Source organism: Nocardia arthritidis, from assembly GCF_011801145.1.
Lineage (GTDB): Bacteria > Actinomycetota > Actinomycetes > Mycobacteriales > Mycobacteriaceae > Nocardia > Nocardia arthritidis_A.
On sequence record NZ_CP046172.1, the window covers coordinates 8984357 to 9008146 of the forward strand.

The 23790-nt window shown below is 67.5% G+C and carries 12 protein-coding genes (1 of these 12 running past the window's edge); 5 read left to right on the forward strand and 7 right to left on the reverse strand.

The annotated features are described in order from the left end of the window. The 4 genes from F5544_RS40715 to F5544_RS40730 all read right to left on the reverse strand — a co-directional run. A protein-coding gene (locus tag F5544_RS40715) for a non-ribosomal peptide synthase/polyketide synthase (protein WP_167478068.1) crosses the window boundary here: on the reverse strand, positions 1-15066 show its 5' portion. It extends 28524 nt beyond the left edge of the window; only the first 15066 of its 43590 coding nucleotides appear in the window; it begins with the start codon at positions 15064-15066; its stop codon lies off the left edge, out of view. A 357-nt stretch (positions 15067-15423) separates the two neighbouring features. Further along, on the reverse strand, positions 15424-16173 hold the full coding sequence (cobM, locus tag F5544_RS40720; protein ID WP_167478069.1) for a precorrin-4 C(11)-methyltransferase: 750 nt from the start codon (positions 16171-16173) through the stop codon (positions 15424-15426). Positions 16174-16200: 27 nt separating this feature from the next. Continuing rightward, on the reverse strand, positions 16201-16626 hold the full coding sequence (locus F5544_RS40725; RefSeq protein ID WP_167478070.1) for a PPOX class F420-dependent oxidoreductase: 426 nt from the start codon (positions 16624-16626) through the stop codon (positions 16201-16203). A gap of 144 nt (positions 16627-16770) precedes the next feature. Beyond that, positions 16771-17025 carry a hypothetical protein gene (locus tag F5544_RS40730; RefSeq protein WP_167478071.1) on the reverse strand — a complete coding sequence of 85 codons (255 nt, stop codon included), beginning with the start codon at positions 17023-17025 and terminating at the stop codon, positions 16771-16773. Positions 17026-17092: 67 nt separating this feature from the next. Between F5544_RS40730 and F5544_RS40735 the strand changes: the two genes are divergently transcribed. Both F5544_RS40735 and F5544_RS40740 read left to right on the forward strand, forming a co-directional pair. After that, positions 17093-17449: a type II toxin-antitoxin system RelE/ParE family toxin gene (locus F5544_RS40735; protein ID WP_167478072.1), complete on the forward strand. Its 357-nt coding sequence runs from the start codon at positions 17093-17095 to the stop codon at positions 17447-17449. Continuing rightward, positions 17446-17751 carry a helix-turn-helix domain-containing protein gene (locus F5544_RS40740; RefSeq protein ID WP_203217463.1) on the forward strand — a complete coding sequence of 102 codons (306 nt, stop codon included), beginning with the start codon at positions 17446-17448 and terminating at the stop codon, positions 17749-17751. The genes F5544_RS40735 and F5544_RS40740 overlap by 4 nt, the downstream gene beginning before the upstream one ends. Before the next feature lie 7 nt (positions 17752-17758). On the opposite strand, the gene F5544_RS40745 is transcribed toward F5544_RS40740, so the two are convergent. After that, on the reverse strand, positions 17759-18493 hold the full coding sequence (locus tag F5544_RS40745; protein ID WP_167478073.1) for an ABC transporter ATP-binding protein: 735 nt from the start codon (positions 18491-18493) through the stop codon (positions 17759-17761). 13 nt (positions 18494-18506) lie between these two features. Beyond that, the gene (locus F5544_RS40750; RefSeq protein WP_167478074.1) at positions 18507-19565 is read right to left on the reverse strand and encodes an ABC transporter permease; all 1059 of its coding nucleotides are present in this window, start codon (positions 19563-19565) and stop codon (positions 18507-18509) included. 130 nt (positions 19566-19695) lie between these two features. Here F5544_RS40750 and F5544_RS40755 point away from each other — a divergent pair, with 130 nt between their 5' ends. Continuing rightward, positions 19696-20937: a sensor histidine kinase gene (locus tag F5544_RS40755; protein WP_167478075.1), complete on the forward strand. Its 1242-nt coding sequence runs from the start codon at positions 19696-19698 to the stop codon at positions 20935-20937. Continuing rightward, positions 20934-21551 carry a LuxR C-terminal-related transcriptional regulator gene (locus F5544_RS40760; protein WP_167478076.1) on the forward strand — a complete coding sequence of 206 codons (618 nt, stop codon included), beginning with the start codon at positions 20934-20936 and terminating at the stop codon, positions 21549-21551. The genes F5544_RS40755 and F5544_RS40760 overlap by 4 nt, the downstream gene beginning before the upstream one ends. A gap of 70 nt (positions 21552-21621) precedes the next feature. On the opposite strand, the gene F5544_RS40765 is transcribed toward F5544_RS40760, so the two are convergent. After that, entirely contained in the window at positions 21622-22131 is a 510-nt protein-coding gene (locus F5544_RS40765; RefSeq protein ID WP_167478077.1) for a hypothetical protein, read from the reverse strand. 393 nt (positions 22132-22524) lie between these two features. On the opposite strand from F5544_RS40765, the gene F5544_RS40770 reads away from it, so the two are divergent. Continuing rightward, positions 22525-23736 (forward strand): lipase family protein, encoded by a 1212-nt coding sequence (locus tag F5544_RS40770; RefSeq protein ID WP_167478078.1) that lies wholly within the window; start codon positions 22525-22527, stop codon positions 23734-23736. The last annotated feature ends 54 nt before the right edge of the window (positions 23737-23790 follow it).

Here is a 23790-nt window from a genome sequence, read left to right on the forward strand (position 1 = left end):
GAACTGTTCGGGCGAGCGGGTGGTGAAGTAGTCGACCACCACCAGCGTGCCGCCGAACAGCAGCGGGCCCCACAGCTCCCACACCGAGAAGTCGAAGGCGTAGGAGTGGAACAGCGTCCACACATCGTCGGGGCCGAAACCGAATTCGCGATCGGTATTCGCGAACAGCCGCACCACATTCCGGTGCGAGACCGCGACACCCTTCGGGCGCCCCGTCGAACCGGAGGTGTAGATGACGTACGCGACGTGATCCGGGGTCAGCGCCGCCCGGCGGTCGGCGTCGGTGACGGGCGCGTCGTCGGCGTCCTCCACATTGCCGGTCTCCACGGCGAATCCGTCGACCACCACGACCGGCAGGTGCTCGGGCACCTCGACCTGCACGGTGGAATCGATGACGACGCCGGTCGGGCGCGCGTCGGCGAGCACATAGGCGATGCGCTCGGCCGGGTTGGTCGGATCCACCGGCACATAGCCCGCACCGGTTTTCACGACCGCGAGCAGCGCGACGACCAGATCCAGCGAACGCGGCAGGATCACCGCGACCAGCGATTCCGGACCGGCGCCATCGGCGATCAGCCTGCGCGCCAACACATTCGCGCGCCGATCCAGCTCGGCGTAGCTCAGCGCCTCCGCACCGAACCGCGCGGCAGTGCGGTCCGGATGCGCGGCCACCGCGGCGTCGAACAGCCGAACCAGCGTGGTATCCGGATCCGCGAACAGGCCGCTGCCCGCATCCGCGCCGGAGGACACCCAGCGCTGCGAAACATCAAGGCGCTCGGCCTCACCCAGCAGATCGATATCGCCGACGGCGAGCTCCGGATCCTCGGTGATGCCGCGCAGGATCCGCACCAGGCGGTCCGCGAAGGATGCGACCGTCTCCGGGTCGAACAGGTCGGTGGCGTAGTTCCACGACATGGCCAGCCCGCCGTCGCGGGCCGCGCCGACGGTCAGCTGCACATCGAATTTCGCGGTGCCGGGGTCGAATTCGACGACATCGACATCGAGACCGGGGAGCCGCACGGTGTCGATTTCGGTGGCCGAGGCGGCCTCGAAGGTCAGGCCCACCTGGAACAGCGGGTGATGCGCCTGCGACCGGGCCGGGCTGATGACGTCCACCAGCCGCTCGAACGGCACATCGGCATTCGCGAAGGCGGACAGGTCCGTTCGGCGCACCTGCTCCAGCAGATCGACGAACCGGGTGCCCGGCTCGACCCGGCTGCGCAGCACGAGCGTATTGACGAACATGCCGACCAGATCGTCGAGCGCGCGCTCACCGCGGCCCGCGATCGGGGTGCCGATGGCGATATCGGTGCTGTTGGACAGCCTGCCCGCCCATGCGGCCAGCGCGGCGTGCACCACCATGAACAGCGTCACCCCGCGCGAGCGCGCGAGTTCGGCCAGCGCGTCGTGCAATTCGGCATCGATCGAGAAGCCGTGCGTGCCACCGGCATTGGAGGCGATCTCCGGGCGCGGGCGGTCCGCGGGCAGTTCGATCTGGTCCGGCAGGTCGCGCAGCTGTTCGGTCCAGTACGCGATCTGCTTGGCCGCCACCGAATCCGGATCGTCCTCGGCGCCGAGCACCGCGCGCTGCCACAGCGCGTAATCGGCGTACTGGACGTCCAGCGGAGCCCAGGTGGGGGTCTCGCCGCGCATCCGCTCGGTGTACGCCACCACGATGTCGCGCAGCAGCGCGCGCAGCGAGAAGCCGTCCGAGCTGATGTGGTGCATCACGAGCACCACGACGTGGTTCGTGTCGTCCAGGCGCAAAAGGTTTGCCCGGAAGGCGATTTCGTTCGTGACATCGAAGTGGACGCTGGCCAGCTCGACGATTCGGGCCGGCAGCGCGGCCGCCGCGACGGTCTCCGACGGCAGCCGGAACCGCATCTCCGAGACCGGCAGCACCCGCTGGTAGCCGGTGCCGTCCACCTCCGGGTACACGGTGCGCAGCGCCTCGTGCCTGGCCAGCACGTCCGCGATGGCCGCGTGCAGCGCGGTGGCATCGATGGTTCCGGTGAGCCGGATGGCGACCGGGATATTGTTCACTGCGGTCGCGCTGTCGAAGCGGTTCAGGAACCACATCCGCTGCTGTGCCAGCGACAGCGGCACCAGCTGTGCGGTCTCGCCGTTCGGCAGGGTCACCGGCGCGGGCCGCTCCTGCGGCTCCAGCGGGGCCCGGCCGCCCTGTCCCGCAGCGGATTCCACGCGTGCGGCCAGTGCGACGACGGTCGGCGCCTCGAAGAGGGTGCGCACCGGGATCTGCGCGTCGAGCGCCTCACCCAGCCGCGCCGCGACCTGGGTCGCGATCAGCGAGTTGCCGCCCAGCTCGAAGAAATCGTCGTCCAGGCCGACCCGCGGCGCGCCGAGCACCTCGGCGAAGACGCCCGCGACGATCTCCTCCACCGGAGTCGTCGGCGCGCGGAACACCTTGGCCTCGAAAACCGGTGCGGGCAGCGCCCTTCGATCCAGCTTGCCGGAGGCATTGAGCGGGAACGCCGCGAGCACGACATAGGCCGCGGGCACCATGTAGGCCGGAAGCTGTTGTGCCAGTGTGGCTTTCACGGCGTCGAGGTCGATCGAGCGATCCGCGTCGGCGACCAGGTAGGCCACCAGCTGATCGCCCGTGCGCTCATCGGTGCGCACCAGGACCACCGCCTGCGCCACCGCGGCCTGCGCGGTGAGCGCGTTCTCGATCTCGCCGAGCTCGATCCGCAGACCGCGCAACTTCACCTGGAAGTCGGTGCGGCCCAAGTACTCCAGCTCACCGTTTGCCGTCCATGCCACCAGGTCGCCGGTGCGGTACATCCGTGCCGCGTCGCCGAACGGATTCGCGACGAACCGCTCGGTGGTCAGATCCGGGCGCGTGACATAGCCGTGCGCCAACTGCACACCCGCGAGGTACAGCTCGCCCGGCACACCGACCGGAACCGGCCGCAACCGCGAATCCAGCACGTACACCTGGGTGTTGAACACCGGGGCGCCGATCGGCACCGATGCGGTGTCGGCCTCGGTCACCTCGTGGAAGGTGACGTCGACCGCGGCCTCCGTCGGGCCGTACAGGTTGTGCAGGCGCGCACCGGTCAGCTCGATCAGGCGCTGAGCGGCGTTGGCGGGCAACGCCTCACCGGAGGCGAAGACATTCCGCAGGCTGGTGCAATCGGCCGCGCGGTCCTCCGCGACAAACACCGAAAGCAGCGACGGCACGAAATGCGCCGTGGTGACGTGTTCCTCGACGATCAGCCGGGCCAGGTAGGCCGGGTCGCGATGACCGTCCGGCCTGGCGACCACCAGCCGCGCACCGACCTGCAAGGGCCAGAAGAACTCCCACACCGAAACGTCGAAGGTGGCCGGGGTCTTCTGCAGCACAACGTCATCCGCGGACAGGCCGTACGCGGCGTGCATCCACACCAGGCGGTTGACGATCGCCTGATGCGAGACCGCGACGCCCTTCGGCCGTCCGGTCGAACCCGACGTGAAGATCACGTACGCGGTATTCGCCGGGCGCAGCGGCTTGTGCCGGTCGGCGTCGGTCAGCGGCGCGTCCGAGAACTCGGACAGGTCGAGCTGATCGATGCGCACCTCGCGCCCGTACGCGGAGTCCAGATCGGCGCCCGCGGTGAGCACCCGCACCGGTCCGGCGGTCTCCAGGATGTAATCGATGCGCTCGGCCGGGAAGTCCGGATCCACCGGAACATACGCGCCACCGGCGGCATTCACGGCGTACATGCCGACGACGAGGTCGATCGAGCGCCGCATGCCAAGGGCCACATACGATTCCGGACCGACACCGGCCTGCTTGAGCCAGCGCGCCAACCGGTGCACCCGACCGGCGAACTCGGCATAGGACAGACTTGTCCCCTCGAACGTGACAGCCGTCGCGTCCGGGGTGCGCGCCACCTGCGCCTCGAACATGGAAACCAAGGTGGCGGCGGCATTTCCGTCGACAGCGGTCAGCGCGGCATCGATCGGGAATTCGGTGGCGTTCCACTGGTCGAGCACCAGCGCGCGCTCATCGCCGTCGAGCAGTTCGATATCGCCGACCGAGACGGTGGGTTCGGCGATGATGCCGCGCAACACCCGAACGAACCGGTCCGCGAACACATTCGCGAAGTCGGCGTCGAAAAGGTCGGTGGCGTAGACGAGTTCGGCATCCATGGCCGCGTCCGCGCCGGGCACCTCGCTCAGCGTCAGCTGCAGATCGAACTTCGCGGTCGGCGAATCGACGCCGAGCTCGGATACGGTCAGGCCGGGCAGTTCCAGCGTGGTGCGGCCCAGGTTCTGGAACGACAGCATCACCTGGAACAGCGGATGCCGCGCCTGCGAACGCGCCGGGTTCAGCACCTCCACCAGCCGCTCGAACGGCACATCCGCATGTGCGAACGCCTGCAGATCCCGCTCGCGCACCTGGGCGAGCAGATCGGTGAAGGCGGTGGCGGCATCCACCTCGGCGCGCAGCACCAGAGTGTTGACGAACATGCCGACCAGGTCGTCGAGCGCCTGCTCACCGCGACCGGCCACCGGGATGCCTACGGCGATATCGCCGGACCCGCTCAACCGGGCGAGCAATGCGGCGAATGCGCTGTGCACCACCATGAACAGCGTCGCGCCGTTATCGCGCGCCACCCCGTTCAACGCGTCGATCAGCTCGGCGGGCACTCGGAAACGATGCGTTCCGGCCCGGTAGGACGCGACCGCGGGACGCGGGTTGCCCGGCAGACGTAGTTCGTCGGGCAGCCCGGCCAGCGCACCGCGCCAGTAGTCGAGCTGCTCGGAGATCAGCGAGGTCCGATCGTCCTCGGAGCCGAGCGTTTCCCGCTGCCACAGCGCGTAATCCACGTACTGGACCGGCAGCGGCGACCAGCCCGGCTCGGCTTCTCCGGTGCGCGCGACATAGGCCATCATCATGTCGCGGACCAGCGGCCGCATCGAGAAGCCGTCTGCCGCGATGTGGTGCACGACCACGACAAGCACGTAGTCCTGCTCGCCGATCTGGTAGACGCGCAGCCGCACCGGCGGTTCGGCGGTGACGTCGAAACCGCGGGTCACGAATTCGCGCAGCAGATCGGGCAATTCGCCCTCGGCCGCCTGCACCACGTCGAGCGCGGGCAGCGCCCTGGTGGACGACAAGACCTTCTGGTAGGCCACGCCGCCCTGGGACGGGTAGATGGTGCGCAGCGATTCGTGTCGCGCGACGACGTCGGCGACGGCGCCGCGCAGCGCCGCCAGATCCAGTGCGCCGGTGAGCCTTACGGCCGCGGGAATGTTGTTCGCGGCCGAGTCGGCATCGAAGCGGTTGAGGAACCACATGCGCTGCTGGGCCAGCGACAGCGGCGGGTACTCCGGCCGCTGCCGCGCGGTGAGCGCTTGGCGCGCACCGGATCCCGCATGCGATTCGACGCGGGCCGCGAGCGCGGCGACGGTGGGCGCCTCGAACATCGCGCGCACACCGATATCGGCGTTCAGCGCGGCGCTCAGGCGGGCCACCACCTGGGTGGCGACCAGTGAGTTGCCGCCCAGTTCGAAGAAATCGTCGTCGACGCCGACGCGTTCGACGCCGAGCAGATCGGCGAAGATACCCGCGACGATCTCCTCGATCGGGGTCGACGGTGCACGGAACACCTTGGCCTCGAACACCGGTGCTGGCAGCGCCTTGCGATCCAGCTTGCCCGACGCGTTCACCGGGAAGGCGTCCATGATCATCAGCGCGGCCGGAACCATGTAGCCCGGCAGCGAACCCGCGAGCCCGGCCTTGACCGCATCCGGATCGATGGTCGAATCCGGTTCCGCGACAAGGTAACCCACCAGCTGGTCGCCCGCGTGCGCATCGGTGCGCAGCACGACGACCGACTGCGCGACGCCCGGCTGGGCCAGCAGCGCGGCCTCGATCTCGCCGAGCTCGATCCGCAGACCGCGCAACTTCACCTGGAAGTCGGTGCGGCCCAAGTACTCCAGCTCACCATCGGCCGTCCAGGTGACCAGGTCACCGGTCCGATACATCCGCGCGCCATCGCCGAACGGATTGGCCACGAACCGATCCGCCGTGAGGTCGGGGCGGTCGAGGTAGCCGAGCGCGAGCTGATCGCCCGCCAGATACAGCTCACCCGCGACACCGGCCGCGACCGGATGCAGCCGGCCGTCGAGCACGAAAACCTTGGTGTTCCAGACGGGGCGGCCGATCGGCACCGACACCATATCCGCGTCGGTGGCCTCGTGATAGGTCACGTCGACGGCGGCCTCGGTCGGGCCGTACAGGTTGTGCAGCCGCGCGCCGGTCAGCTCGCGCAGCCGCGCCGCGGTCGGCGCGGGCAGCGCCTCACCGGAGGCGAAGACCTGGCGCAGCGTGGAAACGTTTGCCGCGTCGCCGTTTTCATTGCCGAGGGTGGCAACGAATACCGAAAGCATCGACGGCACGAAATGCGTCGTGGTGACGCCGTGTTCGGCGATCACCTGCGCCAGATACACCGGATCGCGATGACCATCCGGCTTCGCGACCACCAGCCGCGCGCCGACCTGCAAGGGCCAGAAGAACTCCCACACCGAAACGTCGAAGGTGGCCGGAGTCTTCTGCAGCACAACGTCATCCGAGCCGATCGGATATTCGTGCTGCATCCACAGCAGGCGGTTGACGATCGCCCGATGCGAAACCGCGACACCCTTCGGGCGTCCCGTCGAACCCGATGTGAAGATCACGTAGGCGGTATTGCCGGGCAGCAGCGGGCGGACCCGCTCGGCATCGGTGATCGGCGCACCGCTCAGTTCGGCGAATTCCGGTGTCGCCATCAATGTTTCGAGGCTCAACTGGGTGACCTCGGTGGCGGCGAATTCGTCGCGCTCGGTGGTCAGCAGCAGCCGGGGACGTGCCGTCTCCACGATGTGGTTGATGCGATCGCCCGGCTGATCCGGATCCAGCGGCACATACGCCGCACCCGTCTGCAGCACCGCGTACATCGCGACGACCAGTTCGGTCGAGCGCCGGATGGCAAGCGCCACCGCGTCTTCCGTACCGATGCCACGGTCGATCAGGTGCCGCGCCAGCTTGTTCGCACGCTCTTGCAGTTCCCGATACGACAGCTGCTCGTCGGCGAACACCAGCGCGATCGCGTCCGGTGTCGCCTCGACCTGCCGATCGAACAGCGAGACCAGCGTCTCGACCGGCACCGGCCGCGCGGTGTCGTTCAACTCGATGACGACGCGCGCGTGCTCCTCCGGCGACAACAGGTCGATATCGCCGATCGCCGTATCCGGATCCGCGGTGATCGCGTCCAAGATCCGGTCCAGCCTGCGCGCGAATCCCGCCACCGTCGACTCGTCGAAAAGGTCGAGCGCATAGGAGAATTCGGCCGACATACCGGCCGACTCGCCCTGTTCGTCGCGGGCCTCCTGCAGGGTGAGCTGCAGATCGAATTTGGCCAGTCCCGGGTCGTAGTCGATGCCGTTCACCGAGAGGCCGGGCAGTTCGAGGCTGGCCTGCCTGGTGTTCTGGAAGGTCAGCATCACCTGGAACAGCGGATGCCGGGCCTGCGAACGCGCCGGGTTCAGCACCTCGACCAGGCGCTCGAACGGCACGTCGGAGTGCGAGAAGGCGTGCAGGTCGGTTTCCCTGGCCGCGCCGAGCACATCGGCGAAGCTCGCCGCGCCGTCGATTTGGGTGCGCAACACCAGGGTGTTGACGAACATGCCGATCAGCTCGTCGAGCGCGGCCTCACCGCGCCCGGCCACCGGGGTGCCGATGGCGATGTCCTGTGTGCCGCTCAGCCGGGACAGCAGCACCGCCAGGGCGCTGTGCAGCACCATGAACAGCGACGCGTTGTAGCGGTGGCCGAGTTCGACGAGCCTGCGCTGGGTTTCGGCGGAGATCACGAACGGGTAGGTGCCGCCGCGGTAGCTGGCCATCGCGGGGCGCGGCCGGTCCGACGGCAGCACGAGTTCGTCCGGCAGATCCGCCAATTCCCGCTGCCAGTAATGGATCTGCGAGGAAACCAGCGAGGTCGGATCGTCCTCGGAGCCGAGCACCTCGCGCTGCCACAGCGCGTAATCGGCGTACTGGACCGGCAATTCGGCCCAGGCCGGCGCCTCCCACGAGGTGCGGGCCGCATAGGCGACCATCACATCGCGGGCCAGCGGGCCCATCGACCAGCCGTCGGCGGAGATGTGGTGCACCACCATACCGAGTACGTACTCGGTCTCGCTGATCTCGAAAAGCCTTGCGTGCAAAGGCACTTCGCTGGTGACGTCGAAGGCCATGGAGGCCAGCTCCACCAGGTGATCGATCAGCGTCGCCTCGCTGACCTGGAAGGGCGTCAGGTCGGGCACGATCTGCGCCGCGTCCAGGACCACCTGCACCGGACCGTTCTTGGTCTCCGGGAAGACAGTGCGCAGCGATTCGTGGCGGTCGATCACGTCGATGACGGCGACCTGCAGTGCGGCGACATCGAGTTCACCGGAGAGCCGGATGGCCACCGGGATGTTGTTCACCGCGGATTCGGTGTCGAACCGGTTGAGGAACCACATGCGCTGCTGCGCAAGGGAAAGCGGCACCAGCTCGGGCCGCTCGCGGGCCACCAGCGCCTTGCGCGCGCCCGCGCCGACCTGCGACTCCACCCGGGCCGCGAGCGCGGCGACGGTCGGCGCCTCGAACAGCATGCGCACCGGCACCTTGGTGGTGAGCGCGATGCCGAGCCGGGCGGCCACCTGGGTGGCGATCAGCGAGTTACCGCCGAGCGCGAAGAAATCGTCGTGCACGCCGATCCGGCGATCCGGGCCGAGATCGAGCACCTCGGCGTAGATCTGGGCGACGATCTCCTCGATCGGCGTCGTCGGCGCCTGGAATTCGCGCACCTCGAAGGTGGGCGCGGGCAGCGCGCGCCGATCCAGTTTTCCGTTGGGGGTCAACGGGATCGCGTCGAGCACCACGAAGGCGGACGGCACCATGTACGGCGGCAGTCCCTGCTGCAGGCTCGATTTCACCGCCTCGACGTCGACGACGCCATCGGCCGGAACCAGGTAGGCGACGATCTGATCGCCGAGCCGGTCGTCCGGCCGCACGATCACCGCGGCCTGGCCGACCAGCGGGTGGGCCAGCACGGCCGCCTCGATCTCGCCGAGTTCGATGCGGAAGCCGCGCACCTTGACCTGGTCGTCGGCGCGCCCGAGGTAGACCAGGTCGCCCTCCGGGCTCCACTTGGCCACATCGCCGGAGCGGTACAGCCGCGAACCCGGCGCGCCGAAGGGGCTGGCGACGAAGCGAGCCGAGGACAGGTCCGCGCGCCCGAGGTAGCCGCGCGCCAATTGCTCACCGGCGACATAGATTTCGCCGGGCACGCCGACCGGCACCGGACGCAGCCGGTGGTCGAGCAGATACACCCGCAGGCCCGGAATGGCCTGGCCGATCAGCGAACCGTTCGCGGCGGCCACCGCCGCGCGATCCAGCGCCCGGTAGGTGACATGCACCGTGGTCTCGGTGATGCCGTACATGTTGATCAGCCGCGGCGCGTTATCCTCGTGCCTGGCGTACCAGTCGTTCAGACGCCGAAGCTCCAGCGCCTCACCGCCGTACACCACATAGCGCAGCGCGAGCGGCTCGGCATCGCTGCCCGCGGCGCGGTCCGCCTCCGCCAATTGATAGAAGGCGGACGGTGTTTGGCTCAGCACCGTGACCCGCTCCTCGCGCAGCAGGTCGAGGAACTGCTCGGGCGAGCGCGAGGTGAAGTAGTCGACGACGACCAGGGTGCCGCCGTGCAGCAGCGGACCCCACAGCTCCCACACCGAGAAGTCGAAGGCGTAGGAGTGGAACATCGTCCACACGTCGTTGGCGTCGAACCAGAACCATTCGCGGGTGTTGTCGAACAGCCGCACCACATTTCGGTGCGGGATCAGCACACCCTTCGGCCGTCCGGTCGAACCCGAGGTGTAGATGACGTACGCGACGTTCGCCGGGCGCAGCGCGCCGCGCCGATCGGCGTCGGTGATCGGTGCCGAACCGAGTCCGGCGATGATCGGGCTGTCCACGTCGAGCACGGGAACGCCTGCGGGCAGGGTCAATTCGTGCTGTGCGGTGGTGACGACGCAGATCGGGTCGGCGTCGGAGAGCATGAACGCGATGCGCTCGGCCGGATAGGTCGGGTCGACGGGCAGATAGCCGCCGCCCGCCTTCAGCGTGGCGAGCAACGCGACGACGAGTTCGGCCGACCGGGGCAGCGCGACGGCGACCAGCGTATCGGGCCGGACGCCGACCTGAATCAGGGCGCGCGCCAAACGATTCGCCCGCTCGTCCAGCTCGCGATACGTCAGCGTCGCGTAGCGACCCGATGAGGGGTGGTGGTCGGGCGACGGGTGGGCCAGCCGCTCGCCCTCGAAGACGACGGCGGTGCGATCGGCATGCGTCGCCACGGCCGTCTCGAACAGCTCGAGCAGCGTGCGCTCGCGTCCGATATCCGGTCCGGCGGAGGTCCAATCACCGGTGACCAGCGCGCGCTCGTCGGCGTCGAGGATGTCGATATCGCCGATGACGGCGTCCGGATCGGCGGTGATCGCCTCCAGGATGCGCAGCAGCCGGGTGGTGAACGACTGGACGGTGGCCGCGTCGAAAAGGTCCGTCGCGTACTGGGCGACGGCCTCGATGCCCTGCGGCTCCCCTGCCTCACCGCGTTTTTCGGTCAGCGTCCACTGCAGATCGAATTTCGCGATGTCGACGTCGAGTTCGTCGGCGGAGACCGAAAGGCCGGGCAATTCCAGTGTCGCGTGCGACATTTCCTGGAACGACAGCATCACCTGGAACAGCGGATGCCGCGCCTGCGAACGCGCCGGGTTCAGCACCTCGACCAGCCGCTCGAACGGAACATCGGCGTGCGCGAAGGCGGAGAGGTCGGATTCCCGTGTGCGCGAGAGGAATTCGCTGAACCGCTCGCTGCCGTCCACCTCGGAGCGCAGCACCAGGGTGTTGACGAACATACCGATCAGGTCGTCGAGCGCCTGCTCGCCACGGCCCGCGATCGGGGTGCCGACGGCGATATCGCTGGTGCCGCTCAACCGGGCCAGCAGCACCGCGATCGATGCGTGCATGACCATGAAGAGGCTGACGCCCTGTGCGCGCGCCAGCGCCGCCATCCTGCGGTGCAGGTCGACGTCGATCTCGAAGCGCACCCGGCTGCCGCCGAAGGTCGGCTCGGCCGGGCGCTGGCGATCGGACGGCAGGTCCAGCTGGTCGGGCAGTCCGGCCAAAGCGCCCTGCCAGTAAGCGATCTGGCGAGCGGCGATGGAATCCGGATCCGTCTCGGAGCCGAGCAGCTCGCGCTGCCAGATGCTGTAGTCCTGGTACTGCACCGGCAGCGGCGCCCAGGTGGGCGGGTGCCCCTCGGCGCGGGCCAGGTAGGCCGCGGCGACGTCGCGGGCCAGCGGGCCGAAGGAGACGCCGTCGGAGGCGATGTGATGGACGACGAAGGCGATCGCGTATTCCGGACTCGCCTCGGCATCCTCGGCGCCGAGCACCTGGAAGACGCGCACCCGGATGGGCAGCTCGCGCGAGACGTCGAAGCCGGTCGCGGCGAATTCGGTGAGTACGCCGAGCAATTCGTGCTCGGCGATGGCCTGGATCTCGATATCGAGATCCACCTCGTCCAGCGGCACCAGCTGCTGATAGCCGCCGTCGCCGGATTCGGGGAAGATCGTGCGCAGCGCCTCCTGCCTGCCGAGCACGTCCAGCAGCGCGGGCTGCAATGCGGCGACGTCGACGTGGCCGCGCAGGCGCACCACGAACGGCAGGTTGTAGGTCGGCGAGGTCGGGTCGAACTGGTTGATGAACCACAGCCGCTGCTGCGCCAGCGAGAGCGGCACCCGTTCGGGGCGCGGCTGGGCCACCAGCACGGGCCGCGAACCCGTTGCCGGAGTTGCGGATTCGGCGCGCGCGGCGATACCGGCGACGGTCGGGGTCTCGAACAGCGCGCGCACACCGAGTTGCACGCCGAACGCGGCGCCGATCCGCGCCATCACCTGGGTGGCGACCAGCGAGTTGCCGCCGAGGTCGAAGAAGTTGTCGTCGATGCCGATGCGCTCCTGGCTCAACACATCGGCGAAGATTCCGGCGACGATCTGCTCGGCCTGGGTGCGCGGCGCACGGAAACCGGCCGCGTCCGCGCTGAACACCGGCTCCGGCAAGGCCTTTCGGTCCAGCTTGCCGGAGGTGTTGAGCGGGAAGGCGTCCAGCACCATGACCGACGCGGGCACCATGTAGCTCGGCAGCTGTTCGCCGACGAACCGCGTCAGCTCCACCGGGTCGATCGAGAATCCCGGCGCGGGAACGACATACGCCACCAACTGCTGACCGGTCGCGGTATCCATCACCAGCACCGCGGACTGCGAGACCGCGGGGTGGGCCAGGGTCACCGTCTCGATCTCACCGAGTTCGATGCGCTGACCGCGGAACTTCACCTGGAAGTCGGTGCGGCCGATGTATTCCAGGGTGCCCGAATCGTTCCAGCGCACCAGGTCGCCGGTGCGGTACATGCGCTCACCCGGCGTCGAGAACGGGTTGGCGACAAAGCGATCCGAGGACAGGTCGGGGCGGCCGAGGTAGCCGCGCGCCAATTGCCTTCCGCCCAGGTACAACTCGCCGGGCGCGCCGACCGGGGCCGGGCGCAGCCGCGAATCCAGCACGTAGACCTGGACATTCCACTCCGGGATACCGATCGGCACGGTCAGCGTGTCGGCCGCCGTCGCCTCCCAGTAGGTCACCGAGACGGCGGCCTCGGTCGGACCGTACAGGTTGTGCAGGCCCGCCCCGGTGATCGCGCGGAAACCGGCGGCGGTCTCCGGCGGAAGCGCCTCGCCGATCACGAAAACCGCACGCAGCGTTGCGCATTGGGCCGCGGTGGCGTGCGCGACGAATACCGTGAGCATCGACGGGACGAAGTCGGTGACGGTCACGCCGTGCCGCTCGATCATTTGCGCGACGTACAGCGGATCCCGGTGCCCGTCCGGCGCCGCGATCACCAGCTTCGCACCGACCATCAGCGGCAGGAAGTAACCCCACAGCGAGACGTCGAACGTGGTCGCGGTCTTCTGCAGATACACGTCGGCCGCGGTCAGCCGGTACTCGTCGAGCATCCACAGCTGCTGGTTCACGATCGCGTGGTGGGTGACCGCGACGCCCTTGGGGCGGCCGGTCGAACCCGACGTGTAGATCACGTAGGCGGTGTTGTCCGGCCGCAGCGGCGCGATCCGGTCCGAATCCGTCACGGGCGCGGTCGAATACGCCGAAACGTCCAGGGTGTCGAGCTCGATCCGGCGCACCGTGTCCGGCAGTTCCAGCCCGTCGCCCGAGAGCGTCAGCACGCAGACGGGTTGCGCGGAATCGAGGATGTACGCCGTGCGCTCGGCCGGATGATCCGGATCGATCGGCACGTACGCGCCACCGGCCTTCAGCACGGCGTGCATACCGATGACGAGCTCGAGCGAGCGCCGCATACCAAGGGCCACAAGCAATTCCGGCCCGACACCGTCCGCGATCAGATGACGCGCGAGCTGGTTGACCCGCGCGCCGAACTCGGCGTAGGTGAGCGTCGCGCCCTCGAAATCGAGCGCGATATCGTTGCCCGACAACGGAATCTGCGCGTCGAGCAGGGCCGCCAGGGTGGTTTCCGGCACCTCCTGCTCGGAATCGTTCCAATCCAGCAGCGTCCGCGACCGCTCGTCGGCGGTCGTCAGCTCGAGTCCCCAGACCGGCGCGTCGGCGTCGGCGGCCAGGAAGCGTTGGAAGAATTCGAGGAATCGCGTGTGATGACGCCGCGTCTCTTCCTCGGTGTACAGGTTCGGGTTGGTCTCGAAATCGATCCGCGCGCGCGAACCGCCCTCGGACTGATAGAAATTGACGCCGAGATCCTCGATGCTGCCCGTCGACAACACCACCATGGTGCCGACCAGCGGCCCGAAGGTGAACTTGTCCTGGAACAGCATGATGTTGACCCACGGACCGAAGAATTCCGTTGTCACCGCGCCGGATCCGGCCGAATCGCGACGGATGTCCTCGTGCCGGTACCGCTGATGCCGCAGCGCGCCCGACACCTCGACCTGGATCTGCTTGAGCAGTTCGGTCAGCGTCGTCTCGTGCCCGATCCGCAACCGCAGCGGAACGATATTCGACGAGACACCGCCGGAGCGGCGCATCACCGCGGTGGTCCGCGCGGTCACCGGCAGGCTGAGGATCACATCGTCCGAACCGGTCCACTGCGCGAGATAACCGGCGAAGGCGGCCAGCATGAGCCCGGCGGGCGTCGAATCATGCCGCGCCACAGCGGCTTCCAGCAGCTCGTTCTGTTCGTCGGTGAGCAGCGCGCTGCTGATGGTGTTGATCGGCGCCGGCGCCGCCGACCGGCCCACCAGGCTGGTGCCGTCCTCGATACCGGCGACCCGTTCGGCCCAGTACGCCTTGTCGGACTGGAAGCGGGTGCTCTCCCGGTACGCCATCTCCTGGTCGTAGAGAGTGCGCAGCTTCGCGGCGTTGGCGGGCGCGACCTCGGTGCCGTCGACGATGGCGGTGTAGTGCTCGGCCACCCGGACCAGGTTCGTCACGGCGCCGAAACCGTCCAGCGCGATGTGATGCGCACGCAGGTACAGGTACCAGTGGTGGTCGCCGATCTGCAGACCCGCGAAACGCAGCAGCCGGTCTTCGAGCAGGTTCAGCGGGGCGCTGTATTCGGCGCGCATCCACGCCATCGCGGCCGCCGCCGGATCCTCCTCATCGCGGAAGTCGACGTAGTAGACCTTGTCGCGATCCGGGATGGTGTAGTCGATCCACTGATACGGCTGACCGTCGATCTCGGTGATGCAGAGCATGCCGGTGCCGCGCTCCTGGCCGGAGCGGATCAGCGCCTCGCGCAGCACCACCAGATCGAGGTCGCCGTGCAGATCGACGTACTGCGCGATGTTGATCGGCACCTGCGGGTCGACGTGCTGCGCGTACCAGATGCCCAGCTGCGCAGGGGACAGGGGGAAAGGATCACTCGATTCCCTCGAATCAGCGCGTGTCCGTTCGCCACCAGTTTCGCCGTTTCCGCCGAAATCCAGCCGGTCCAACCGTAACCTCGCTTCCGGAACACCACGCAAGCGCTCCCCGACGACACCCGGACAGGACGCGCACCTTTCACAGCGTGGCGTCCTGGTCTCCGAGTGCAGAACTCATACTCAATCAGGCAAAAATGTCCATTGGCACTATCTGTCAGCCAGACCGGTCTCGTTACATGGGCCTGTACACACCCATCGCCCACCGACCGGCATCACCGGGAATCTCGCAGCTGACCACCGACCTAATCTACCGTTGCCCACCGACACCCACCAACCACCCTCCATAGCAAGGACGTATCAGACCAGGCGGAATCCCTTCCGGGAGTCGACGATCACGGATGTGACCGCCGACACATCACACCGGGCGGCTCAATGACGGCGAACGCGCGCCGGATCGTAGAGGTGAGATCGGGTGCAGGACAACGACTCAGCGAGTGCCCGGCCGACCAGGATCACCGCGGCCTGTTTCAATCCGGCGGCCTCGGTCCGCTCGGCGATATCCGCGAGGGTGCCGCGCAGGATCAACTGCTCCGGCTGACTGGCTCGGTAGACGACCGCCGCCGGGCAGTCCGGTCCGTACTCCGGCGCCAGCTCCGCGGCGAGCGCGCGGATCCGGGTGACCGCCAGATGCAGCACCAGGGTCGCGCGGGTGTGCGCGAAATTCCGCAGCGCCTCGGTCTCCGGCATCGCCGTCGACCGCGCATGGGTTCGGGTCAGCACCACCGACTGCACCACCTCGGGCACGGTGAGTTCGGCGCCGAGCAGCGCGGCCGCCGCGGCATAGGCCGGGACACCCGGGGTGACATCCCACGAAATGCCGTGCCGGTCCAGGCGTTGGGTCTGCTCGGTCAGCGCCGAATAGATCGATGGGTCACCGGAACACAGGCGCGCGACATCCTTACCCGCCGCATCGGCCGCCACCAGGTGCGCGGTGATCTGATCCAGGTCGAGGTGCTGGGTGTCGATCAGCTCGGCGTCGGGCGCGCAGTGCGCGAGCACCTCCGGGTCGAGATACGTTCCGGCATAGAGACAGACCGGCGAATCGCGTAGCAGGTTGACCGCGCGCACGGTGAGCAGGTCCGCCGCACCCGGCCCGGCCCCGATGAAATGCACGGTCATGCGGGTGAGTGTATGCGGTTGCCCGTGCTACGCCGTCGCGTTGAAGTTCGCGATCACCTTCGTCGGCCGCAACCGCACCACCAGCTCCCCCGGCACACCGTTGCGTTTCCCGAACTCCTCCGCCCGATCCGCCCCCATATACCGGCCGCCGATCGCGGTCGCGGTCCGCAGCAGCTCGTCCGGATCCTCCGACAGCGTCACCGTCCCCTGAACCTGCACCGAGGGATACGGCTCCGCCTCATGATCGACAACCAGCGCGATCCGACCGTCCCGCGCGAACGCCCGCCCCTTCGCCGTCGCCTTCCCCGTGTTGAACACGATCTCCTCCCCCTCCACCACGAACCACACCGGCGAAACCACCGGCCGCCCATCCTTCGCCGTGAACGCGACCTTGCCCGTACGAGTGCCGAAGCTCAAGAACTCGCGAACCCGCGGATCGGATAGTGAGGTCATGGGGTTGAGCGTAGTAACCAACACCCCAGCTTTCCGACCGACGCGTCGGTACGCGCGCGACCCGTCAGGCGTGTCTCCGCATTCGCTCCGGCCATGCGCGGGACTGACGACGGCTTCGCCGACAGCGCCCATTTGGCGTACCCGCTAACTGATCCTTACCTCGGCAAGGTTGTTGGCTGAAGCCGCATGGAAGATCCAGGTTTCGAGCTGACCGAGGTCTTGACACTCGTTGATGCGAGCCTCGGCCTTCTTCGTGACTCGAATACCTCGCTCATGTAGCACCACTAGCAACAGTTTGGCCGCTTCTTCAAGCTTGCCCTTCGCTATGCCCTTCTCCTTGCCCTCGGAGAAGTAGCGGCGGGCGAACTCGCTCTTGTACTTGTACGTGCCGATCGACATAAGGCTCTCCCAAAATTGCCGGGCGGTCTTGGGGGTTACTATCACACAGATGTGATAAATTTGCTGGGTGCTATACGAGATTCTTGCCGAACCCGAAGTGGTCGAGTTCTTGTATCAGCTAGATCCGGCCGGTCGAGCGGCGGCCGACCATCGTGCATGCCTACTTGCCGAACAAGGACCGACCCTCGGCGAGCCGTATAGCCGCAACCTCGGCGACGGAGTACGCGAACTCCGATTCGCACTGTCCACCAGTCAACAAGCACGCATCACGTACTGGTTTCCAGGCGGGCCGCTCATCATCATGTTGACGGCTTTCATCAAACAGCGGCAACGGGAGATGCGGGAGGTCGAGCGGGCGAAGCTCGCCCGCAAGCTTTGCGAAGCACAGCACGACCGCACCTACGAGCACATCATCACGCTTTGAAAGGCAGCGACCCAACCATGGTCACACAGGAAGAATTCGATCGTAGAAGCGCCGAAGTGCGCGCCACTCCGGAGTACCAGACCGCCTATCGGAACGCTGAGATCGCCTACCAGATAGGGAAAACCGTCCGGGAAGCGCGCGAGGCAAGGGGCTGGACGCAAACCGAACTCGCGCACCGTTCGGGGTTGAAGCAACACGCGATCAGCAGGCTCGAGGCAGGGGATGTGGTTCCGACCCTCTCCACGCTCGAGAAGATCGCGCAGGCCTTCGGCGGACACGTCCAGGTAAGCATCGCGGCCTAGTGCCGGCTCAGGCGACTTCGGCTGTGCGGACGGGGGCGGGGGTGAGGTGGCCGTCGATCATCGTGTAGACCGCGTCCATTCGGTGCAGATGGGTGCGGTCGTGGGTGACCAGGAGGGTTGCGGCGCCGCGGTCGCGGACCACGTCGAGGATGAGATCGATGATGGCGGAACCGCGTTCGGTGTCGAGGGCGCTGGTCGGCTCGTCGATGACGAGCAGGGCCGGATCGTTCATGAGGGCGCGGGCGATGTTGACGCGCTGGCGTTGACCGCCGGAGAGCTGGGCGGGGCGCTTATGGTGCTGGTTGGCGAGGCCGACGGCGTCGAGTAGTTCCATTGCCCGGTAACGGGTTTCGCGACGCACCGCACGAGATGTGAAGAGCCGCTGGCCCAGATGGACCATCGCCTCCAGCTGTTCGACGGCGGTCAGCGCCGGGATCAGGTTCGGCTGCTGAAAGACGATGCCGATGGAGTCGCGGCGCAGGGCGGCGGCCTCCCGGCGGCCGACCCGTGCGAGATCGACTGAGCCGTCGGATGTTTCGAGCACTATGCGACCCGAATCCGGCCGGATCAAGGTGGACACGGCGGCGAGCAGGCTCGATTTCCCGGACCCGGATGGCCCGGTGATGGCCGCGATCTCACCGCCCCGCACGGTCAGATCCACCCGATCGAGTGCGGTGAGGCGACCGGCGCCATCCGGGTAGGTGAGCATTACTTCTTCGACGGAAAGTCTTGTGGCAGTCATATTTTCCTCGAAATCAGCGCGCAGCGCCGAGGGCGATGAGCGGGTCGGTGGTGAACAGGAAGCGCAGCGCGAAGGCGGCGCCGAGCAGGCCGAGCACGATCAGGGCGGCGGCGGGCAGCACCGTCGTCGCCGGGCTCAGCACGAAAGGCAGCGCGTCACCCATGAAACCTGCTGCGGCAACGGTGATTCCGAGCCCGATCCCGACCCCGGCGGCGAGCACGATCGCGGCCTGCGCCAGCGCGTCCCGCACCAGCGAACCGGTGGTCGCGCCCAGCGCCTTCAGCGTCGCGATATCGGGCTGCCGCTGCACCGTCCACACGGTGAAGAAGGCGCCGATCACCAGCGCCGAAATGGCGAACAGCAACACCGTCATCACAGTGAGCGAACCGTTTTCGGCCTGATAGGCGCTCAACGCCGACAGCGAACCGGGGACGCTGGTGGATGTGGTGTGCGCGGCGGCATCGACCGCGGCCATATCCGGCACGCCCGATACCGCGAGCACCGTCGCCGCCCCGCCGCGCGGGCTCACCGCCTGCCAGTCGGCGGGCGTCATCCAGACGACGGGCGTATGGCTGTACCAGTCGTCGCCGCCGACCGCATCGATCCGGAAGTCACGGCCGTCGACGGTGATCGAATCACCAGCTTTCGCAGGCAGAGCCTTGGCCGCGCCGGAGCTCAGCACAACCGTCCCGGGTTGGGTTGCGATGCGGTTGCCGAAGGCCGTGCCCGCCGCGCCGAACAGCGCGACCTGCGTCGGAGCCCGCCCCGCGAGAGCGACCTGCCCATGACCGATGCCGATCGGATCGACGGTTCCGTTCGGACCTGCCGCCCGACGCCAGATATCGACCTGCTGCGCCGTCAGCGCCGAAGCGTCGAACGACGGTTTCGCCCCCGTATCGGCGAAGACGACGGCATCGGCGCGCAGCGAATCGATCGCGGAAATATTCTGGTGGGCGAGCCCGGCGGTGAGCCCGCTCAGAAAACTCACCAACAGCGCCACCAGCGTGACGACCAGGCCGATGAGCAGGAATCTGCCGCGCGCGGCCCGCAGATCTCGTAGTGCGACGAACATGCCTCAACTGTTGCGCCGGATCCGGTCCGCGCCATCGCGCTCCGGAAGGAACCGCGGGCCATAGAAGGTTGGGCGGCGTTTTACACCTTTCGATGGATGCCCGCCCGGTTGCCGCACATAAGCTGGCAGGGTGCACTCGTCGCCGCTCACCCCTGTCTTCACCGCGCTCCACATCGGGCTGCATGTGCTGGTGACGACGCTGGCCGTGGTGGTCGCGGTGCGCGGGATGCTGCCCGGCGCGGCGCATCCGGTGGCGACCGTCGCGCTCACCGCGGGATTCCTCGCCGTCTACTTCGCGGGCCGCTGGTTCAGCAGCCGAATTCCGCTCTGGTTGCTGATGCTCACCGTGCTGTGGCTCGGGTTGGTCGTCGCGGCGCCCGACGCCGGATACCTCGCGTTCGGCCTGTTCTTCCTCTATCTGCACCTGATGGCACGGCCGTGGAGCCTGGTCGCGGTGGCGGCGGCGACCGCGGTGGCGGTGACCGGATTCGGCCTGCATCGCGGATGGTCGGTCGCCGGGGCGGTCGGGCCGATCATCGGTGCGGCCGTCGCCGTCGGTATCGGGCTCGGCTATCAGGCGCTGTTCCGCGAATCGGCGGAACGTCAGCGGTTGATCGACGAATTACTCAGCACCAGAGCGACTCTCGCGGAACAGGAACGCACGGCGGGCAAACTGGCCGAGCGGGAGCGGCTGGCCAAGGAGATACACGACACCGTCGCACAGGGACTGAGCAGCATCCAACTGCTGCTGCATGCGGCGGAGCAGTCCGCCCCGGATCATCCTGCGCTGCAACAGATCCGGTTGGCCCGGGAGACCGCCGCCGAGAATCTGGCCGAAACCCGAATGCTCATCGCCGAATTGGCGCCCGCGGCATTGGAGGGAAAGTCGTTGGCGCAGGCCCTGGAACGGATCTGCCGCCGCGCCGAGGGACCAGGACTGAGCACGCAGCTGGTGGTCGAGGGCACGCCGGAGCGGCTGCCGATGGCGATCGAGGCCGCCCTGGTCCGGATCGCGCAGGGTGCGGTATCGAATGTCATTCGGCACGCCCACGCCAGCCGTATGCGTCTCACCCTGACCTACGACGACGATATCCACCTCGATGTGGTCGACGACGGGATCGGCATCGACCCTGCGGTATTGGATCGCAGCCCATCCGGAACATTCGGGCTGGCCGCCATGCGCAGCCGCGTCGAACAGCAGGGCGGCACCATGACGGTGGAGTCCGAGCCGGGGCACACCGCCGTCACCGTGACCTTTCCGCTGGATGGCACATTGTCCGACAGAATCGACTACGACACAATCGAATCCGACGCACAACAGGCGAGTACCGATCCGCCCGTACCGAATTCGACCAATGAGGCACACCGATGATCCGGCTGCTGCTCGCCGACGATCACGCCATCGTCCGCGCGGGCCTACGTGCCATCCTCGACGGCAGCACCGATATCGAGGTACTCGGCGATGTCCCCACAGCCGAAGCGGCCGTTGCCTTTTGCGCCACCACCCCGGTAGATCTGGTGCTGATGGACCTGAGTTTCGGCCCCGGCCGCTCCGGCGTCGAGGCCACCGCTGAGCTGCGCGCCCTCCCGAAACCACCGAATGTCCTGGTGGTCACCAACTACGACACCGACGCCGATATCCTCAGCGCCATCGAGGCGGGCGCCTGCGGCTACATCCTCAAAGACACCCCGCCCCCGGAATTGCTCGCCGCGGTTCGATCGGCGGCGGCGGGCGAATCCGTCCTCTCACCGGCGGTCGCCTCCAAACTCATGACAAGGGTCCGCCGGGCCGACACCACGTTGAGCCCCCGCGAAATAGAGGTGCTCCGCCTCGTCGCCGACGGTCGCGCGAACCGCGAAATCGCCAAGGAATTGTTCCTCAGCGAAACCACCGTCAAATCCCATCTCGTGCACATCTACGCCAAACTCGGGGTGCGCTCCCGAACCTCGGCGGTGGCCCGCGCCCGCGAGCAGGGTGCGATCTGATTTCTCCCGAGATGCGAGCACCGGCTGAATGCGGCGCCGCGGATCATCGATCCGCGGCACCTGATCGACATCAGTAGTCGCAGAGCTTCTTCCAATCGAAATTGCCGTTGCGATCGTCGAGATCGCTGTAGCGGCTGTCGCGGTTGCCCCAGCGGTCGGTGTTCTCGAGCAGGTAGAGGCCGGAACCCGAAACGTAGGGGACGGCGAGGTCGAAATCGCTGGCGCGGTAGATGATCCACTTGCCGTCGCGGGCACCGAGCATCCGCGACTTTTCGGCGCCGTCGAGGAAGCCCATGAAGCTGAAGTCGTGGTTTTCCCAGGTGCCGACATTGCCGTCGAAGTCGGGGCTGGCCCACTGATAGGTACGCGCATAGAAGTAGCCGCCGTTGCGGAAGGGCCGGTCGACCGAACCGGAACAGCTTCCCGTGGCGCTCGACGCGCCGCGGCTGGGGTTCGGGTTCGGTTGCGGGACCGCCGGGCCGGATCCACTCGACCCGGTGTCGGCTTGCGCGGGTGCGGCCGAGAGCAGCGCCGCGGCGGTCAGCAGCACACCCGCGGCAATCCGAGAAATGGTTTTCATTTGTTAATTCGTCCTTCTGCCAAGGGGTTTCGATCCGTGGCAACGGATCGCCTACTTGATCGAGAACGGTCGGTATATCCGTTTCACGCGCGCATAACTTCGCGATCACCGCCCGATCACGGCGCATCATCGATGCGCCACGGCGTGTCGGTATCGACGAAACGCCGCACAACCTCCTTGCGGTACCGGGTATTTTGCCGAATCCGCACCTATCGCGGGGGCGCTTGGTCTTGGATGTCCAGCGATGAGCACGCACACCTGCGTTGGTTTTCGACTATGGATAACCGGACTTGCCCGGCCGACCCGCGATGTCGGCGATGTCGAGCCGAACGACTCGACCCGGTGAACTCATGAGAAAACGAGCGCAATGCTCATGACCAGGCAGGAAATGGTGTGATCAGAAGGCTTTTCGGCAGCGCGGTCCTCGCGGCCGGGTTCGCCTGCTGCGTGGCCGGTGCGGGAACAACCGCGGCACAGGCGGTTCCGGACCCAACGGCCGACCCGTTCTACGCGGCACCCGCCGACCTCGGCGCAAGTCCGAACGGCGCGATCCTGAAATCGCGAGAGATTGCGCCCGGCGGCCTGCCGCTGCCGGTCAAGTCCTGGCAGGTGCAGTACAAATCGCTCGATTCGCACGGCGGCCCGACGACCGGCGTGGCAACCGTTCTGGTGCCCGTCACGCCCTGGACCGGCCCGGGCGCTCGCCCGCTGGTCTCCTACCAGCTCGCCATCGACAGCATCGGAAGCCGCTGCGCCCCTTCGTATTCGATCCGGGCCGGGCTCGGCGCGGGCATCGATAACGCCAACGCCGAGGCCCCGGTGACAGCCATTGCGCTGCAACGCAACTGGGCCGTCGTCATACCCGATTACCAAGGGCCGCAGGAGCGGTTCCTCGACGGCCCGCAGGCCGCGCACCAGGTGCTCGACGCGGTCCGCGCCGCTCGCGCCTTCGGCGCCGACGGGCTCACACCGGACTCCCCGCTCGGGGCCATGGGCTATTCCGCAGGCGCCTTCGCCACCGCATGGGCGATGGAGCAACAACCGAGCTACGCGCCGGAACTCCATTTCGCCGGCTTCGCCGCCGGCGGCATCCCCACCGAACCCCGCGAAATGATCCGATCCGTCGACGGCGGACCCTCCTTCGGCTTGGCGCTGCTCATGCTGGCCGCGATCGACCACAACCATCCAGAACTCGATGTCCCCGCCCTGCTCAACGATCGAGGCAAGGCGGTGCTGGCCCAATTCGCATCCGCCTGCGGCACCGACTTCCAGAGCCTCGCCTTCCAGCGAATGGACCAGTTCACCACCCAGCAGGACATCGCGAGCAACCCGCGCCTGGCCGCCGCCCTGGACAGCATGCAACTGGGCCGAACAGCTCCAAGTACCCCAGCATTCATCTGGCACTCGACCGGCGACAACATCCTCCCGATCGCCGGCACCGACCATCTCGTCGACACCTGGTGCGCCGCAGGCGCATCCATCACATACACCCGCACCGCCATCCCCACCCACCTCGGCGCCGCCGCTGACCTCCCCACCGCCTTCAACTACCTCGGCGACCGTTTCTCGGGCCGTCCGCCCGCCCCAGGTTGCGCGCGCAATTAACGTTTGCCCAATTGCGCATTGCACCGACTCCGCAATCTTTACGGTCGGCTTGAA

Excerpts from the sequence above, each read along its gene's own strand:
- F5544_RS40760 (WP_167478076.1), top strand. The coding sequence starts at position 20,934 with ATGATCCGGCTGCTGCTCGCCGACGATCACGCCATCGTCCGCGCGGGC.
- F5544_RS40725 (WP_167478070.1), bottom strand. The coding sequence starts at position 16,626 with ATGACCTCACTATCCGATCCGCGGGTTCGCGAGTTCTTGAGCTTCGGC.
- F5544_RS40750 (WP_167478074.1), bottom strand. The coding sequence starts at position 19,565 with ATGTTCGTCGCACTACGAGATCTGCGGGCCGCGCGCGGCAGATTCCTG.
- cobM (WP_167478069.1), bottom strand. The coding sequence starts at position 16,173 with ATGACCGTGCATTTCATCGGGGCCGGGCCGGGTGCGGCGGACCTGCTC.
- F5544_RS40765 (WP_167478077.1), bottom strand. The coding sequence starts at position 22,131 with ATGAAAACCATTTCTCGGATTGCCGCGGGTGTGCTGCTGACCGCCGCG.
- F5544_RS40745 (WP_167478073.1), bottom strand. The coding sequence starts at position 18,493 with ATGACTGCCACAAGACTTTCCGTCGAAGAAGTAATGCTCACCTACCCG.
- F5544_RS40730 (WP_167478071.1), bottom strand. The coding sequence starts at position 17,025 with ATGTCGATCGGCACGTACAAGTACAAGAGCGAGTTCGCCCGCCGCTAC.